At 65.3% G+C, this 14,674-nt stretch carries 14 protein-coding genes; 6 read left to right on the top strand and 8 right to left on the bottom strand.

All coding sequences use genetic code 11. The features are described 5' to 3' along the window. Positions 1–197 precede the first annotated feature (197 nt). From ugpB to U0023_RS06515, 5 genes are all read left to right on the top strand, one after another. The gene (gene ugpB / locus U0023_RS06535; protein ID WP_009763136.1) at positions 198–1,508 is read left to right on the top strand and encodes a sn-glycerol-3-phosphate ABC transporter substrate-binding protein UgpB; all 1,311 of its coding nucleotides are present in this window, start codon (positions 198–200) and stop codon (positions 1,506–1,508) included. 127 nt (positions 1,509–1,635) lie between these two features. After that, a complete protein-coding gene (ugpA, locus tag U0023_RS06530; protein ID WP_009763137.1) occupies positions 1,636–2,517 on the top strand; it encodes a sn-glycerol-3-phosphate ABC transporter permease UgpA in 882 nt (293 codons plus the stop codon). Then, positions 2,517–3,362 (top strand): sn-glycerol-3-phosphate ABC transporter permease UgpE, encoded by an 846-nt coding sequence (gene ugpE / locus U0023_RS06525; RefSeq protein ID WP_009763138.1) that lies wholly within the window; start codon positions 2,517–2,519, stop codon positions 3,360–3,362. The genes ugpA and ugpE overlap by 1 nt, the downstream gene beginning before the upstream one ends. Positions 3,363–3,474: 112 nt before the next feature. Continuing rightward, a complete protein-coding gene (locus U0023_RS06520; RefSeq protein ID WP_009763139.1) occupies positions 3,475–4,551 on the top strand; it encodes a sn-glycerol-3-phosphate import ATP-binding protein UgpC in 1,077 nt (358 codons plus the stop codon). 742 nt (positions 4,552–5,293) lie between these two features. Next, a complete protein-coding gene (locus U0023_RS06515) occupies positions 5,294–6,925 on the top strand; it encodes an HAL/PAL/TAL family ammonia-lyase (protein ID WP_009763140.1) in 1,632 nt (543 codons plus the stop codon). 46 nt (positions 6,926–6,971) lie between these two features. Here U0023_RS06515 and U0023_RS06510 read toward each other — a convergent pair whose 3' ends face one another. Further along, positions 6,972–7,280 carry a hypothetical protein gene (locus U0023_RS06510; protein WP_009763141.1) on the bottom strand — a complete coding sequence of 103 codons (309 nt, stop codon included), beginning with the start codon at positions 7,278–7,280 and terminating at the stop codon, positions 6,972–6,974. An 80-nt stretch (positions 7,281–7,360) separates the two neighbouring features. On the opposite strand from U0023_RS06510, the gene U0023_RS06505 reads away from it, so the two are divergent. Beyond that, a complete protein-coding gene (locus tag U0023_RS06505; RefSeq protein ID WP_009763142.1) occupies positions 7,361–7,876 on the top strand; it encodes a GNAT family N-acetyltransferase in 516 nt (171 codons plus the stop codon). Between the two features lie 6 nt (positions 7,877–7,882). Here U0023_RS06505 and U0023_RS06500 read toward each other — a convergent pair whose 3' ends face one another. From U0023_RS06500 to U0023_RS06470, 7 genes are all read right to left on the bottom strand, one after another. Then, positions 7,883–8,323, bottom strand: coding sequence for a GNAT family N-acetyltransferase (locus tag U0023_RS06500; protein WP_009763143.1), 441 nt, complete (start codon positions 8,321–8,323; stop codon positions 7,883–7,885). 10 nt (positions 8,324–8,333) lie between these two features. After that, positions 8,334–9,572, bottom strand: coding sequence for an allantoate amidohydrolase (locus U0023_RS06495; RefSeq protein WP_040638659.1), 1,239 nt, complete (start codon positions 9,570–9,572; stop codon positions 8,334–8,336). Positions 9,573–9,776: 204 nt separating this feature from the next. Beyond that, positions 9,777–10,820: an NAD(P)/FAD-dependent oxidoreductase gene (locus U0023_RS06490; RefSeq protein WP_009763145.1), complete on the bottom strand. Its 1,044-nt coding sequence runs from the start codon at positions 10,818–10,820 to the stop codon at positions 9,777–9,779. Between the two features lie 62 nt (positions 10,821–10,882). After that, positions 10,883–11,197 (bottom strand): 2Fe-2S iron-sulfur cluster-binding protein, encoded by a 315-nt coding sequence (locus U0023_RS06485; RefSeq protein WP_009763146.1) that lies wholly within the window; start codon positions 11,195–11,197, stop codon positions 10,883–10,885. A gap of 106 nt (positions 11,198–11,303) precedes the next feature. Further along, positions 11,304–12,020, bottom strand: coding sequence for an ABC transporter ATP-binding protein (locus U0023_RS06480; RefSeq protein WP_009763147.1), 717 nt, complete (start codon positions 12,018–12,020; stop codon positions 11,304–11,306). Next, complete coding sequence (locus U0023_RS06475; protein WP_009763148.1) at positions 12,017–12,793, bottom strand: ABC transporter ATP-binding protein; 777 nt, start codon at positions 12,791–12,793, stop codon at positions 12,017–12,019. Before U0023_RS06475 ends, U0023_RS06480 begins: the two co-directional genes overlap by 4 nt. Next, complete coding sequence (locus U0023_RS06470; protein WP_009763149.1) at positions 12,790–14,637, bottom strand: ABC transporter permease; 1,848 nt, start codon at positions 14,635–14,637, stop codon at positions 12,790–12,792. Before U0023_RS06470 ends, U0023_RS06475 begins: the two co-directional genes overlap by 4 nt. Between the last annotated feature and the right edge of the window lie 37 nt (positions 14,638–14,674).

Below are 14,674 nucleotides of genomic sequence, written 5' to 3'. Positions count from 1 at the left end.
CCGTTGAGTTACTCCCTCAACGAAGAGGCGTTCCGGCCTGTTCCCCGGGGCGGCCGTTAAGTCTTTTGGCGGAAAGGGCTTCCATTTTGAAGCCGGCTATGATTGTCATGTTTTCGTCATAGAAACGTCATCCGGCCTTAATGCAGGGGTGATGAACGACAAGAAGTCCCCGACGGGATGACATGGGAGAGATCACTATGATGAAGAAGTCACTCCTCGGCGCTCTGGCCTTCGGCCTGGCGACGAGCACCTCCGCCTTCGCCCAGACCGAGATCCAGTGGTGGCACGCCATGACGGGCGCCAACAACGAGGTCGTGAACCGGCTCGCGGAAGAGTTCAACAATTCGCAGAAGGACTACAAGGTCGTCGTCAGCTACAAGGGCCAGTATGCCGACACGCTGAACGCCGGCATCGCGGCCTTCCGCGCCGGCAACGCTCCCCACATCCTGCAGGTGTTCGAAGTCGGCACGGCGACCATGATGGGCGCCCGCGGTGCCGTTAAGCCCGTCTACCAGCTGATGGCCGAGGCCGGCGAAAAGTTCGATCCCCAGGCCTACCTGCCGGCGATCACCGGCTACTACTCCACGGCCAAGGGCGAGATGCTGTCCTTCCCGTTCAACTCTTCCTCGATGGTCATGTGGATCAACAAGGACGAGCTGAAGAAGGCCGGCGTGAACGAGATCCCGAAGACCTGGCCTGAGGTTTTCGAAGCCGGCAAGAAGCTCAAGGCGGCCGGCCACGACACCTGCGGCTTCTCGAACGCCTGGGCTCCGTGGGCCAACATCGAGCAGCTCTCCGCCTGGCACAACGTGCCGATGGCCACCAAGGCCAACGGCCTCGACGGCTTCGACACGGAGATGAAGTTCAACTCTCCGCTGCACGTGAAGCACCTGCAGAACCTCGTCGATCTGCAGAAGGACAAGACCTACGACTATTCGGGCCGCGACAGCCGCTCCGAGGGCCGCTTCACCTCCGGCGAATGCGCGATCTTCCTGACCTCGTCGGGCTTCTACGGCAACGTGAAGGCGAACGCGAAGTTCGACTTCACCTCGGTGCCGATGCCGTATTATCCGGACGTCCAGGGCGCTCCGCAGAACTCCATCATCGGCGGCGCTTCGCTGTGGGTCATGGGCGGCAAGAAGGCCGAGGAATACAAGGGCGTGGCCAAGTTCTTCACCTTCCTGTCGGACACCGACCGTCAGGCCAAGCTGCACCAGGAATCCGGCTACCTGCCGATCACCAAAGCGGCCTACGAGAAGACCAAGGCTTCGGGCTTCTATGAGAAGAACCCGGTCCTGCAGACGCCTCTGATCGAGCTCACCAACAAGGAGCCGACCGAGAACTCCCGCGGCCTGCGCTTCGGCAACATGGTCCAGATCCGCGACGTGGTTTCCGAGGAAATCGAGTCCGCTCTCGCCGGCCAGAAGTCGGCCAAGGACGCGCTCGACTCCGCCGTGACCCGTTCGAACCAGATCCTGCGCCAGTTCGAGCGTTCCGTCAGCCGCTAAAACGATCTGCTGACATCACGACCTTTCATCCCGGACGGCTCCGCCGCCCGGGATGATCTTATAGATCACCTTCGCAGACCGGTTGCTGCCGTCATCTGCCCCCATCATCCGGACAGCCGTAAACGCGATGGAAAAACGAGCTCACTTTTCAGGTTGGACGCTGCCACTTCTGCTGATTCTTCCGCAGATGGCGATCACCGTCATTTTCTTCTATTTGCCCGCATCCCAGGCCATACGGCAGTCCTTCCTGCGGGAAGACGCCTTCGGCCTCTCGTCGGAATTCGTCGGTTTCGAGAATTACAGCCTCGTCTTCGAGCAGCCTGAATATTACCGGGCGATGATCACGACCGTGATCTTCTCCACGCTGGTGGCCTTCTTCTCGCTCGCCGTCGCCCTGCTTTTCGCCACCCAGGCCGACAAGAGCCTGCGCGGCGGTCACGCCTTCAAGACCCTGCTGATCTGGCCCTATGCGGTCGCTCCGGCGATCGCGGGCGTCTTGTGGATGTTCATGTTCCATCCGACGCTCGGCACTCTAGGACGCCCGCTCAACATCCTCGGGTTCAACTGGAATCCGATGCTCGACGGCACGGACGCCATGATCCTGCTGGTGCTCTCCGCCACGTGGAAGCATGTCAGCTACAACTTCCTCTTCTTCCTCGCCGGCCTGCAGGCGATTCCGAAGAGCGTGATCGAGGCCGGCGCCATCGACGGCGCGGGCCCTTTGCGCCGCTTCTGGACGATCGTCTTCCCGCTGCTGTCGCCCACCACCTTCTTCCTGCTCGTCGTGACCATCGTGTACGTGTTCTTCGAGACGTTCGGCATCATCGATGCCGTGACCGGTGGAGGTCCCGCCGGGACGACGACGACCCTCGTCTACAAGGTTTACGCGGACGGCCGCTCCGGCGGCGATCTCGGCCTCTCGGCCGCCCAATCGGTGGTCCTGATGGTCATCGTGATCGCGCTGACCGCCATCCAGTTCCGCTATGTCGAACGCAAGGTACAGTACTGATGGTCGAGAATCGTCCTTTCAGAGACTTCATGGCCTACCTGACGCTGGTCATCGGCGTCGTCCTGGTGGCCTTCCCGGTCTATCTCGCGATCATGGCGTCGACCTTCGACACCGCCACCATCATCAACGGCAACATGCCGCTGACCCCGGGCGATCAGACGCTGGAGAACTACTCCCGCGCGCTGTTCTACGGTGGCAAGACGGCCCGCGAGCCCGTGATGGGCATGATGATCAACTCCATGATCGTCGCGCTGGGGATCGCCTTCGGCAAGATCCTGATCTCGATCCTGTCGGCCTACGCGGTGGTCTATTTCAGGTTCCCGTTCCGCAGGACGGCGTTCTGGGTCATCTTCATCACCCTGATGCTGCCGGTCGAAGTGCGCATCTATCCCACCTACAAGATCGTCGCGGATCTGGGGCTTCTCGATACCTATTCCGGTCTCGTCCTGCCGCTCATCGCATCGGCCACCGGCACGCTGCTGTTCCGGCAGTTCTTCATGACCATTCCGGAGGAGCTTCTGGAGGCCTCGAAGATCGACGGCGCGGGCGCATTCCGCTTCTTCAAGGACACGCTGCTCCCGCTGTCGATGACGACGATCGCGGCGCTCTTCGTGATTCAGTTCATCTATGGCTGGAACCAGTATCTCTGGCCGCTGCTGATCACCACGAAAAGCTCGATGCAGACCATCGTGATCGGCATCAAGAAGATGATCACGACCACCGATGCGCTGACCGAGTGGAACATCGCCATGACGACGGCCGTGCTCGCGATGGTGCCGCCGGTGCTCGTCGTCATCTTCATGCAGCGGCTCTTCGTGAAGGGGCTCGTCGAAACGGAGAAGTGACGCGGATCGCGCGCGGCCCTCTCGCCTCCTGGGCGGGAGGGCTCCTTCTCACATCATTGGAATTTTGCCCGATGCCCCCAAGGCGCGGGCAGCGGCTAAAAGGAATGAAACGATGGCAGGCGTAACCCTCGATACGGTCAGGAAGATCTATTCGGGCAACGTGGAGGCCGTGAAGGGCGTGTCGCTCGGGATCGAGGACGGCTCCTTCTGCGTGCTCGTCGGCCCGTCGGGCTGCGGCAAGTCAACGCTTCTGCGCATGATCGCGGGTCTCGAGACGATCTCCGCCGGCGAGGTGAAGATCGGCGACCGGGTCGTGAACCAGGTAGAGCCGGCGGACCGCGACATCGCGATGGTGTTCCAGAACTATGCGCTCTATCCGCATATGAGCGTCTACGACAACATGGCCTATGGCCTGAGGAACCGGAAGACGCCCAAGGACGAGATCGAGAAGCGCGTGAAGGAAGCGGCCCGCATCCTCGCCATCGAATCCTTTCTCGAGCGCAAGCCGCGCGCTCTTTCCGGCGGCCAGCGCCAGCGCGTCGCCATGGGGCGCGCCATCGTGCGCAAACCCCAGGTGTTCCTCTTCGACGAGCCGCTCTCGAACCTGGACGCCAAGCTGCGCGTGCAGATGCGCGTCGAGATCAAGCGCCTGCAGAAGGCCCTCGGCGTGACGTCGATCTACGTGACGCACGATCAGGTCGAGGCGATGACGCTCTCCGACAAGCTCGTGGTCATGTCCGGCGGGCAGATCGAACAGGTCGGCAGCCCCTCCGAGGTCTACCGCCGTCCCGAGACCCGCTTCGTCGCTACCTTCATCGGCTCCCCGCCCATGAACATTCTGCCCGGAAAGGTCGAAGGCCCCGGCCGCGTATCGGTCGGCGATCAGGTGATCACGGTCTCGGACATGCGTGAAGGGCTCACCCCCGGCTCCGCCATCGAAGTGGGCCTGCGTCCCGAGGACGTGCAGGCGGGCGGCGCGGGCTCCAGCTCTCTTTCCATGGACGTGGATTTCGTCGAGGAACTCGGCGCGACCCAGCTCTTCCACGGTAAGGTCGCGGGCGCGGACTTCGTCGTGCAGGCCTCCACCGGCCAGATCCCGGCGGACACCCGCAAGCTGACCCTCGCGGTCGATCCGGCCAATGTCCACCTCTTCGACCCCCAGACCACCAAGCGCCTCGGCCGCGAGTGACGACACAATCGTCGGTTCGACGGAAAGCAGAGGGCCTCGGCACAGCCGCGGCCTTTTTGCTGTCCTCAAGGGCCGTCGCTCACCATGTCGCGGCCGTCCTTGTGCCGGCCATCTCGATTGTGTGAAGCGCCGCGCCTCTCGCATCGGAATCACCGGCACGGGTCCCCGGATCAAGTCCGGGGAGGTGATGACGCGGCGGGTGTGGGAAGCGTGATGTTATGTTCTCACTTTGTTCTTGACAGGGCGGTGAACCTTGGCTATATCGTTGCACAGCCTGATCCGACGAGGGGCGCGCTTCGCGAGGCGTCGCACGGTGTGGGAGCAGGCACGGTCCTGTCCGCCGGTCACGCAGCCGGCGGCAGGAGGCCCTTGGCAGCCCTGCGCTGGTCCAAGTCGAAACGCCTAAAAGAACCGTGCGCGAGGAGCCGTCGGGTTCTTCCTTTAGCTAACACCGAGCCGGACGCCTTCTCGCGCCCTCCCTCGACTGACCTGCAGGCTCGCAGCGCAAGCGGCGGGCCCGCAGGTGCTGCTCTTTGACAGGAACCGATCAACCTGCACCGCCCTGCAATCGATGCCCCTGGATTTGATCCGGCCACCGACGTCTTCGGAGCCGCCGCGTTCCCACGGCGCGGAGGCCCGGCACGAACCCCGGATCGGCACCTGCATGCACGTCGTCGCGAAGCGGCTGTTGCGCCGCGTTCGAAGCCTCGGTATCCCTTTGTCTTCAACGTGAGGAACAGCGATGACGGTCAAGCTCGACGGCGCCACTCTCGGCATTCAGGACGTGGTGCGCGTCGCGCGCACCGATGCCCAGGGAGCCTTCGCCACGGCCGCCCTGGCGCCGGAAGCGCGCGAGCGCATCGCCGCCACGCGGGACTACATCGACCGCACCTGGATGCACGACGACGCTCCGCTCATGTACGCCTTCAATACCGGCGTCGGATTGTTCAAGGATCAGCGCGTCCTCATCAGCGACATGGCGGCCTACCAGCAAAAGACCGTTTACGCTCACGCGACCGGAATCGGCGAGCCATTCTCCGAGGACGTGACGCGCGCCATGATGCTCCTGCGCGCCAATGCCTTCGCGTCGAACTATTCCGGTCCGCGCGTCGAGCTGGTGGAGCGCCTCATCGCCTTCCTCAATGCCGGCCTGCATCCGGTCATTCCGCAGAAGGGCTCCGTCGGGGCCTCGGGCGACCTCGCGCCGCTCGCGCACATGGCCGGGGCGGTCTGCGGCTTCGAAGAGGCCGAGATGATCTATCGCGGCCGCCGGATGCCGGCGCGCGAGGCCATCAAGGAAGCCGGCTTCAATCCCGATTTCGAGCTCGGCGCGAAGGATGCCTCCGCGCTCATCAACGGCTCGACCACGTCGCTCGCCCTCGGGGCTCTCGCCACGCACGATGCGCGCCGTCTGCTCAAGCAGGCCGACATCGCCATGTGCCTGTCGCTGGAGGCCATGCGCGGCGAGCTCGCGGCCTTCGATCCGCGCGTGCACAAGGCGCGTCCGCATCCGGGCCAGGCGCGCACCGCGCGCAATCTGCTGCGAATTCTCGAAGGCACGAAACGCTGCTCGCAGGACGCGCGCGACATCGTTTTTCCCGACGAGCCGCGCCAGCCCGGAACGCCTGCGGCTCCCCGCGTGCAGGACGTCTATTCGCTGCGCTGCACGCCGCAGGTTCACGGGCCGGCCGTCGAGGCGGTCGAGTACGTGGAGCGCATCATCGGCACGGAGATGAACTCCGCCACCGACAACCCGCTGATCTTCGACGACGGGCAGGGCGGATACGTGTCGATTTCCGGCGGCCATTTCCACGGGCAGTACATGGCCCAGGCCATGGACTTTCTCGCCATCGCCATGGCGGATCTCGGGGCGATCTCGGAACGGCGCCTCGCGCGTCTCATCGATCCCACCATGTCCTACGGTCTGCCGCGCAACCTGCTGGCCGGCAAGCGCGGCCTCAATACGGGCTTTGCCACGGTGCAATGCTCGATGTCGGCGCTCGTCATGGAGAATCGCGGTCTGGCGACGCCGGGATCGGTCGATTCCATCCCTGGCAAATCCAATGCCGAGGACCACGTCTCCAACTCCACCTGGTGCGGGCGCAAGGCGCGCATCGTGGTCGAAAACGTGGAACAGATCGTGGCCGGCGAATTGCTGATGGCCGCGCAGGCGCTCACCCTCGTGGAGGCGCTCGCGAAGGATTATCCGCTGGGCAAGGGCTCGCGCGCCGCGATCGACGCGATCCGCGCCGTCATCCCGCCGGCGCTCGACGGCGACCGCTGGTACGCCACCGAGATGCGCCAGGCCCTCGACCTCGTGCGCTCGGGCGCCGTGGTTGAAGCCGTCGAGAGCGCCATCGGCGAGCTGGAATGAAAAAGGGCCCGGTCATCCCGGGCCCTCTTGCTTCGGCTGAGCTTGATCAGCGGCAGCGGCGGACGTCGCGGTAAATGACGCGGCCGTTGGGGCGAACCACGCGTTCGCGTACGGTGTGGCAGCGTTCCACGCGACGGTTCCAGCCCGGCCGCACGCCGCAATCGCGCACGGTGCGATAGACCACGCTGCCGTTCGGACGCACGGTGCGGACGCGGCGCGTCACACAGGCTACATCGTTCACGAGGCTGGGCGTCTGCAGCTGCTCGGCACCGAATCGGGCCTGTGCTTCTTGCGGTGCAGCAAAGAAACCTGCGCCGAGGGCGAGAGCGAAAGCAGGGAGAATGATGGCTCGCATGGTCCATTCCTTATGTTTTGAGGAGGGGCTGACGACAACGGCATGTCTATGCCATGGTTCCTGAAGATGGGATGAACTTCATGTTGCCACGCGTTGTAATTCGTCTCGTACACGCATCGGACGCCGCCGAGCTGATTGCGGCCAATCTCGCGAGCATCGATCTGCACGAGCCCTGGGTGTCGCCGTGCCGCGACCATCCGAGCTTTCACGGCTATCTCGCCCGCTGCGACGGCGACCGCTCCATCGGCTTCATCGCCCGTGAGCGGGAGAGCGGCAGGATCGTCGGCATCGTCAACCTGAGTGAGATCGTGCGCGGCTTCTTCCAGAGCGCCTACATGGGCTATTACGGCATGGCCGGCATGAACGGGCGCGGGCTGATGAGTGAAGCGGTGCGCCTGGTGGTCTCGCACGCCTTCCGCGAGCTCGGTCTGCACCGGATCGAGGCCAATATCCAGCCGGGCAACGCGCCCTCTCGTGCGCTCGCCCGGCGATTGGGCTTTCGCCAGGAAGGCTATTCGCCGCGCTATCTCAAGATCGGTGGCGAATGGCGCGACCACGAACGCTGGGCCGTGCTCGCGGATGAATGGCGTGGGTAAAGGCGATTACCCAACCGGCCCAAGCTTCTTCTGCAGGAAGAAGCGGCTGCCGCCGATCGGATAATCCTTCAACTCGCCGAAGACTTCGTATCCCAAGCGCCGGTAGAGCACGAGCGCCTTGGGATTGAGCGTGTCGATCCAGGCCGAATGGCAGCCTTGGTTGCGCGCCTCGTCTTCGGCCATCGCGATCAGCCGCGTCGCGAGGCCCAAACCGCGCAGGGCTTCGGGCACGAAGATAAGTTCGATGGCAAGCCAGCCGCCGTTCATGCGGCCGCAGAGTCCTCCGACGGGCTCGTCGCGCTCCGGATCGCGAATGGCGATAGCGAGATCCCGTCCGGGCGGATGACCGGCGAAGAGCGTTTTGTTGAACTCCCGCAAGCCCTTTCGAAGGATCGGCTGCAATGCGGAAACTTCGTCGATCAACGCGATCGTGGGCGGCTGTGTCATGGCACGAGGCTCACACCGAGATCCGCCGGATCGCATCGATCAGCACACGTGCCGCCACATCCGCATCCTCGACCGTGATCGATTCCGCCGGATTGTGGCTGATTCCGCCCTTGCAGCGCACGAAGAGCATGGCCGAGGGGCAGAGATTGGCCATCGCGACCGCATCGTGGCCCGCGCCGGAGGACAGATGCAGCGGCTCGATGCCGAGGCCTCGCGTGGCTTCTTCGAGCTGTCCGATCAGGCCCTTGTCCATGGGCGTGGCGGGCGACTCCATGAACGGTTCGATGGTGAAGTCCACACCACGCCTTTGTGCGGCCGCTCGGCACTCGGTCACGATGTCCTCGACCATGGCCAGACGCACCGCATCGTCCGGCGAGCGGGCATCGAGGGTGAAATCGACCCGCGCGGGAATGACGTTGATCGCGCCGGGCTGCACCTGCGCGACGCCCACCGTCGCCACCGTGTCGGTGCGCGTGGAGCCGGCGCGCTCCACGATGCCGATCATCTCGGCCACGGCCGCAAGCGCATCGCGGCGCATGGTCATCGGCACGGTGCCGGCGTGACCCGCCTCGCCGACCACGCTGGCACGGGCACGGGTGATGCCGTTGATGGCGGACACGATGCCGACGGGCAGGTTCCTGGCTTCGAGCTGCGGCCCCTGCTCGATATGCACTTCGAGATAGCCGCGGTAGCGCGCCGGATCGCGGGCCAACGTGGCGGCGGCACCCGGGTCGCCGCCGAAGCGGATCAGCGCATCGCGCAAGGCGATTCCGTCCTGGTCCTGGCCGTCGAGCCACGCCGGGTCGAAGCGGCCAGCCAGGGCCTGCGACGTGGAGAGATTCGTCGGGAAGCGCACGTTCTCCTCGTCGCCGAACGCTACGATCTCGATGGGGCAGGGAGGCTTCATGCCGTGTTGCTTCAACGCCTCGACCGCCACGATGCCGAGCACCACGCCGAGATTGCCGTCATAGCGGCCCGCATCGACGACGGAATCGATATGCGAGCCGACGAGGAGCGCGGGGGCTTTCGGATCGGCGCCCTCGACGCGTCCGACGACGGAGCCGAGCGCGTCGATGTGGGCATCCAGGCCGGCCTGCTGCATGAGGCGCAGCGTGGCGTCGGCGGCTCGGCGATGGGCATCGGAGAGATAAAGGCGCGTGAGGCGTCCGGGCTCGTCCGTGTACTGGGCCAGTTCCTCGATCATCGCCATCACGCGGCGGCCGAGGGTGAGATCTGTCGCGTTCGTCATGCGCCCGAGAGTTTCAGGAACGGGATTGCTTCGCAAGGGGGGATGAGCAGGGGCATGGCGCCAGATGACAAATCCCATGTCATGGCCGGCCTTGTGCCGGCCATCCCGAGACGGTGAAGCGCCGCGCTTCTCCAATCGAGATCACCGGCACGAGGCCGGTGATGACGGAGAGAACTTGTCCGCGAAGCGTATGAGTGAAATGCCTCAGGCCGCCACGCCGAGCTTCTTCTGCAGGCTCGTGGATGAGGTCGTGTATTGGAACAGGAGCCTCTTCTCGGGATAGACGTAGCGGTGCACCTTCTGGGCCGCCAGCGCACCCTCGTGGAAGCCGGACAGGATGAGCTTCAGCTTGCCCGGATAGGTGTTGATGTCGCCGATGGCGAAGATGCCGGGAACGTTGGTCTCGAACTTCTCCGTGTCGACCGGGATCACGTTCTCGTGCAGGTTCAGGCCCCAATCGGCGATGGGGCCGAGCTTCATGGTGAGGCCGAAGAAGGGCAGCATCACGTCGCAATCGATGGTGAATTCCGAGCCGTCGTCCTTGCGGATCACCGCGCCTTCCAGCACCGGAGCCTCGCCCTTGAGGGAGGTCACCTGGCCGAGGTGGAGGTCCATGTCGCCGGAGGCGACGAGCGAGCGCATCTTCTCCACCGTATGGGGCGCGGCCCGGAAGGCGTCGCGGCGGTGGAGCAGGGTCAGGCGCTTGGCGATGGGCTGCAGGTTCACCGTCCAGTCGAGGGCGGAATCGCCGCCGCCGACGATGAGCACCTTCTTGTTGCGGAACATCTCCATCTTGCGCACGGCGTAGTAGACGCCCGTGCCCTCATAGGCCTCGATGTTGTCGATCGGCGGCTTCTTGGGCTGGAACGAGCCGCCGCCGGCCGCGATGATGACCGCCTTGCAGGTGAAGGTGGTGCCGTTCTCGGAGGTCTTGACCCGGAACAGGGGCGCTTCCGGCGTGCCGATGGATTCCAGGCTCTCCACCATCTCGTTGAGGTGGAAGGTCGGATGGAAGGGCTCGATCTGCGCCATCAGGTTGTCGACGAGGCCCTGGCCGGTCACCATCGGAAAGCCCGGAATGTCGTAGATCGGCTTCTCCGGATAGAGCTCGGCGCATTGGCCGCCCACCTTCGGCAGGATGTCGATGAGATGGCATTTGATGTCGAGGAGGCCCAGTTCGAACACGGCGAACAGGCCCACGGGCCCGGCACCGATGATGACGACGTCCGTTTCGATATGGTCGGTCATGAACAGGCTCCTTCGAGAGACCTCAGGGTCTCTCAGTCTAAATCAATAGGGCAGGGTGGCGGTCAGGCCCCGGTCGGTGCCAGGGTGACCTCCAGGCCGTCGAGTTCGGGGGTCCAGAGGATCTGGCAGGACAGGCGGGAATTGGGCCGCGTCATCACGGTGTCCAGCTGATCCTCCTCCTCTTCCGTCGGAGGATAGAGCTTGTCCAGCCATTCCTCGGAGACGAAGACATGGCAGGTCGCGCATTCGCAGGCGCCGCCGCACAGGCCCTCGATGGGCAGGCCCCAGTCGCGGATGATCTCCATCACCCGCCAGCCCTCGATGGCCTCGAGGGTATGGCGCTGGCCGGCCCGGTCGGTCACATGGATGACGCCCATGAAGCGGGAAATCCTTATGTCGTGCATTCTGGGATGAGGCGCGGAGGGGATGCGCCGGAGGGGCTGATATCGTCCTTTCGGCCCGGTCCGTCAACGGTTTAGGGCACTAAACCCCGAGGGTTTCCGCCCGCAGCGCCTCGTCGGCCATCAGCTCGGCCATGGTGCCCTGGAAGCGGATCTCGCCCCGCTCGATGACGCAGGCCCGGTCGCTGATGCCGGCCGCGAAGGCCCAGTTCTGCTCGGAGAGGAGAACAGCCACGCCCTCCGCCTTCATGGCCCGGATCGCCTCGGCCATCATCTGGACGATGACCGGGGCGATGCCCTCGGAGGGTTCGTCGAGCAGGATCGCCTCCGGGTTGCCCATGAGGGTGCGGGCGATGGAGAGCATCTGCTGCTCGCCCCCGGACATCTGGTTGCCGCGCCGCCCGCGCATCTCGGCCAGGTTGGGAAAGAGCCGGAACAGCCGCTCCGGGGTCCAGGGCGGGCGTCCGTCCCCGGCCGGGCGGCGCCCCGTCTCCAGGTTCTCCTCGACGGTGAGGTCGGTGAAGATGCGCCGGTCCTCGGGCACGTAGCCCAGCCCCAGCCGGGCGATCCTGTAAGTCGGGAGCTTGCCGAGGGAATGCCCCTTGAAGGTGGCATGGGTGGCCGTGGCCGAGATCAATCCCATGATGGCCTTCAGGGTCGTGGTCTTGCCGGCGCCGTTGCGGCCGACCAGAGCCACCACCTCGCCCGGGTAGAGATGGAGCGACAGGCCGAACAGAATCTGGGCGCGGCCGTAGAAGGCATCGAGGTTCCGGATGTCGAGGAGCGCTTCTCGTCTCATGCGGGGCCCGGTCCTTTCGGCCGCTCCAGGGCATGCTCGTCGCCGAGATAGGCGCGTCTCACCTGCGCGTCCCGTCGGATCTCGTCGGGCGTCCCGGCGGCGATGATCTGGCCGCGCAGAAGCACGAGAACCCGGCCCGCATGGCCGAAGACCACGTCCATGTCGTGCTCGGTGAAAAGAACGCCGATTCCCCGCGAGGCGGCGATGGAGGCCGTGAGGTCCATCAGCTCCGCCCGCTCCCGGGGAGCCATGCCGGCCGTCGGCTCGTCCATGAGGAGGAGCTTGGGCTCCCCGGCGAGCGCGATGGCGAGTTCGACGCGCTTCACGTCGCCATAGGCCAGGGCCGAGCAGGGAATGTCCGCCGCCTCCGCCATGCCCACCTGGGCGAGCAGCTCGACTGCCTTCTCGCGATACCGTTCCCGGGCCGGGGCCCAGAGGCCGAGGCTTCGCCGGCGGCAGCTGATCAGCGCCATCTGCACGTTCTCGGCCGCGTTCATCGACAGGAAGGTCTGGGCGACCTGGAACGTGCGTCCCACGCCGCGGCGAAACCGCTTCTGCGGCGCCGCGTGGGTGATGTCCTGACCGTCGAGCAGAACCTGTCCGCGATCGGGCCTCAGCTGGCCTCCGACCATGTTGAACACGGTGGACTTGCCCGCGCCGTTGGGGCCGATGATGGCGAGCATCTCGCCCCGCTCGACGCTGAACGTGACTCCGCGAGCGGCCACCACGCCGCCGAAGGATTTCTGCAGGTCTGTCACGGCGAGAAGAGTCATGCCCGTTCCTCGCGCCAATGTTGGATCGTGCCGGCGAGGCCGCGCGGGAAGATCAGCACCATGGCGATGATGACGAGGCCCAGCAACAGGCGCCAATGCGCCGTAAGCGGCATCACGAAGTCGCGCAGGAAGTGCAGGGCGGCGGCGCCCACGAGCGGGCCCGTCACCGTCTGGATGCCGCCGAGGAGCAGCATGGTGAGCGCGTCGACGGAGGTGGAGATCCCGAGCAGGCTCGGATCGACCGAGCCGCGGGAGAAGGCATAGAGCCCGCCCGCGAGCCCCGCGGCCGCGCCGGATAGGATGAAGGCGAGCCAGCGGTGCCGGCGGATCGTCAGGCCGATGGCTTCGGCGCGGGGTTCGGAGTCGCGGGCCGCGCGCAGGGCATAGCCGAAGGGGGCGTCGATGATGCGTTTCAGCAGCAGCACCGCCACGAGCGTGAGAGCCGTGGTCAGGAGATAATAGGCGACAGGGCTGGTGGCCCAGGTCGCGGGCCAGACGCCCACGATCCCGTTGTCGCCCCCGGTCACGTCGACCCACTGGAACGCGACCGCATAGATGATCTGGGCTGCCGCGAGCGTCATCATGGCGAGGTAAATGCCGGACAGGCGCACCACGAAGGCACCGATCAGTGCCGCCCCCAGGGCCGCGAGTGCAAGTCCGAGGGGAAGGGCCGCCTCCATCGGGGTTCCGAACCATTTGACCGCCAGGGCCGAGCCGTAGGCGCCGAGACCGAAGAAGGCCGCATGGCCGAAGCTCACGAGCCCGCCGACCCCGATGAGAAGCTGCAGGCTGAAGGCGAACAGCGCGAAGATCAGGATCTCGGTCGCGACCTTGAGCAGATAGGCATCGGCCACGAGCGGGAAGCACGCGAGAAGGGCGATGACGACGAGCAGGATGAACGGCCGGCCGGGCAGGGGCTTGTGGCTGGCGATCCCCACCGCGTGGCTCCCGCCGATGACCTCGGCGCGTCCGAAGAAGCCGTAGGGCCTGATCGCCAGCACCACGGCCATGAGCAGGAACACCACGACGAGGGTGCTCTTCGGAAAGATCAGGATGCCGAAAGCCTGCAGCTGCCCGATGACGAGGGCTGCGAGGAACGCGCCGGGCACGCTCCCCATGCCGCCGACCACCGTGACCACGAAGGCCTCCGCGATGATGGAGAGGTCCATTCCCGTATTGGCCGACACGCGCGGGATCTGAAGCGCGCCGCCGAGCCCGGCGAGAAAAGCGCCGAGAAACAGCGTGCCTGTGAACAGCATTGACTGATTGACGCCGAGCGACGCCACCATGTCGCGGTCCTGCGTGGCCGCGCGCACCAGCATGCCGAAGCGGGTCCTGCGCAGGAGAAGCCACACGAGCCCCAGAACGACGGGCCCGGCCGCGATCAGCACGAGTTCGTAGGACGGAAAGCGCCGTCCGAGAATATCGACGGGCGCACGCAATCCCGGAGCCCGGGGGCCGAGAATGTCCTCCGGCCCGAAGACCTGCACCACGAGGTCCTGCACCACCAGCACGACCCCGAAGGTCGCAAGCAGCTGAAACAGTTCCGGCGCGCCGTAGATGCGGCGCAGGAGCAGCACTTCGATGACGACGCCGATGAGGCCGACGATCAGCGCCGCGGCCAGGATGCCGGCCCAGAAGGACACGGGCCCGAAGGAGAATTCGAGCAGGCGCGGCACCAGGGTCGCGGCCGTATAGGCGCCGATCATGTAGAGCGAGCCATGCGCGAAGTTCACGATCCGCGTGACCCCGAACACGATGGTCAGTCCGCAGGCCGTGATGAACAGCGACGATGCGCTGGAGAGTCCGCTCAGGGCTTGGACGGCCAGAAAGGAGGGATCCATGGATCTATCTCCTCTTACCTTAAACACGGTTCATCGG

Origin of the sequence: Microvirga lotononidis (assembly GCF_034627025.1) — a bacterium.
GTDB classification, from domain to species: domain Bacteria; phylum Pseudomonadota; class Alphaproteobacteria; order Rhizobiales; family Beijerinckiaceae; genus Microvirga; species Microvirga lotononidis.
The sequence above is the reverse complement of the archived record's forward strand: the minus strand, read 5'-3'. Positions and strand labels throughout refer to the sequence as shown.